The 1,795-nt window shown below is 64.7% G+C and carries 3 protein-coding genes; all 3 read left to right on the forward strand.

The window, feature by feature from the left end; all coding sequences use genetic code 11:
* Nucleotides 1-274 precede the first annotated feature (274 nt).
* The 3 genes from RCH15_RS18975 to arr are packed head-to-tail and all read left to right on the forward strand — an operon-like array spanning nucleotide 275 to nucleotide 1,543.
* Nucleotides 275-631: an SDR family NAD(P)-dependent oxidoreductase gene (locus RCH15_RS18975; protein ID WP_326962204.1), complete on the forward strand. Its 357-nt coding sequence runs from the start codon at nucleotides 275-277 to the stop codon at nucleotides 629-631.
* Entirely contained in the window at nucleotides 631-1,062 is a 432-nt protein-coding gene (locus tag RCH15_RS18980; RefSeq protein ID WP_326962205.1) for an SDR family NAD(P)-dependent oxidoreductase, read from the forward strand. The genes RCH15_RS18975 and RCH15_RS18980 overlap by 1 nt, the downstream gene beginning before the upstream one ends.
* A 46-nt stretch (nucleotides 1,063-1,108) precedes the next feature.
* The gene (gene arr / locus RCH15_RS18985) at nucleotides 1,109-1,543 is read left to right on the forward strand and encodes an NAD(+)--rifampin ADP-ribosyltransferase (RefSeq protein WP_326962206.1); all 435 of its coding nucleotides are present in this window, start codon (nucleotides 1,109-1,111) and stop codon (nucleotides 1,541-1,543) included.
* The last annotated feature ends 252 nt before the right edge of the window (nucleotides 1,544-1,795 follow it).

Genomic DNA, 1,795 nt, shown 5'->3' on the forward strand with positions numbered 1-1,795 from the left:
CCGCATCGCCGAGAACTTCGACGTCTTCGACTTCGAACTAACCACCAGCGAGCTGGCACGGATCGACGCCCTGGACACCGGAGACACCCTCGACCTCGAGACCCTCGACCCCGAGTCCTTCGGCATCGTCATCGACGAGGCCTAGCCAGCACCCAGCACCCAGCACCAACTCACAGCACGGGCGGGCCGCCTCTGTTCAGCGGCACGCCCGTGCTGTTTCATCGATCGGCGCCCGAGCGCGGCGTCGGAAAGAAGGGCATTATGGCTGGCAGGCTTGCAGGGCAAGGTAGCGGTCACCACCGGAGCCGGCAGCGGCATGGGGCGAAGCATCGCACTCCGATTCGCCCGCGAGGGTGCGCAGGTGGCTGTGATGGACGTGAACCTCGGCGCCGCGGCCACCACGGTCGAGAAAATCCGCGCTAACGGCGGGGACGCAACCGCGATCGCCGTGAACATCGCCGCGGCGTACACCGTCGAAGCTGCCCGCGTCGCCGTCGTCGAAGCCTACGGGCGTGTGGATGTGCTGGTGAACAACGCCGGTATCCACGATGGCTTCCCGACGCTGGCGGAGACGACGGGGAGGAACTCTGGGACCGGGTCATCAGCGTTGACCTCAAAGGCGTGTTCCTGATGACCCAACGCTTCGCCGCCGACCTCCGCGCACATGGAGGGACCCTTGTGAACGTGTCCTCGGGTGCCCGGATTCCGTGCAGGCGGAGGCGGGATCGCCTACACCGCCGCGAAGCACGGCATGTCGGCGTCACCCGTGCGACCGCAGCCGAACTTGGTCCTGAGGTGCGGGTCAATACCGTGTATCGCGGTCCCACCATGACAGAGATGAGGAGCTCACTGATAAGCGAGGAAGAGCTGGCGGCACCGGTCCCGATCCCGATGCGCCACTGGGGAACCCCGGACGAAGTGGCGAACGTGGTGCTGTTCCTGACCAGCGACGAAGCCAGCTTCGTTACCGGCGGTGCCTACGCCGCTGATGGCGGCTGGCTCGGCTCCTCCCCTACTCTCAGGATAAAGCGCGGAGGGGGACTTGCGGCAAGGCACTGCTGACGTGGCATACTCGCGGGGCCGAGTATGCCGACAGAAGGAGCTCAAAGTGTCCAGACCGCTCGAAGAGGGCCCTTTTTTCCACGGCACGGTCGCGGATTTGAAGGTGGGCGATTTGCTCACAGCGGGCAACCGATCGAACTACCGCCCCGAGATCGTGATGAACCACATTTACTTCACAGCTCTTGCCGACGGAGCCGGCCTCGCAGCGGAAATCGCAGCGGAACTCGCAGCGGAACTCGCAAAGGGCGCGGCGACTCCACGGGTGTATGTGGTCGAGCCCACCGGAGCGTTCGAGGACGACCCGAACGTGACCGACAAGAAGTTCCCTGGTAACCCCACCCGGTCCTACCGGAGCAGAGACCCGTTGCGGATTTGCGGCGAGATCGCCGAGTGGGCCCGACTGACACCCGAACAGCTGCAGACGTGGCGGGAACGGCTATCGGTACTTCTCTCGAGCGAGCGGGGCGAAATCATCAACTGATGCTTCACCCGGGCGAGATGCGCGTCGTCGTAAGAGATAGCGCCTTGGATAAGCGCGCCACTGCGAAGCCTTACGTGCCCAAAGCGACGACGGCGCCCGCTCAAAGGATCCCTCCCGTATGGCGACGGCTCGACGTGGAGTCCGTCGGTGGTGCCTTAGCCTTGATCCACCGATCCGCTGTTGGTCCTGATTGATTTTCGGGCCAGCGGCGGTTTTTGGTTTCGGGCATGGCGGACCGCCGGACCTCGCTGC

Source organism: Arthrobacter sp. MP_M4 (assembly GCF_035984855.1).
Classification (GTDB): domain Bacteria; phylum Actinomycetota; class Actinomycetes; order Actinomycetales; family Micrococcaceae; genus Arthrobacter.

Excerpts from the sequence above, each read along its gene's own strand:
- RCH15_RS18980 (WP_326962205.1), top strand. The coding sequence starts at position 631 with ATGACCCAACGCTTCGCCGCCGACCTCCGCGCACATGGAGGGACCCTT.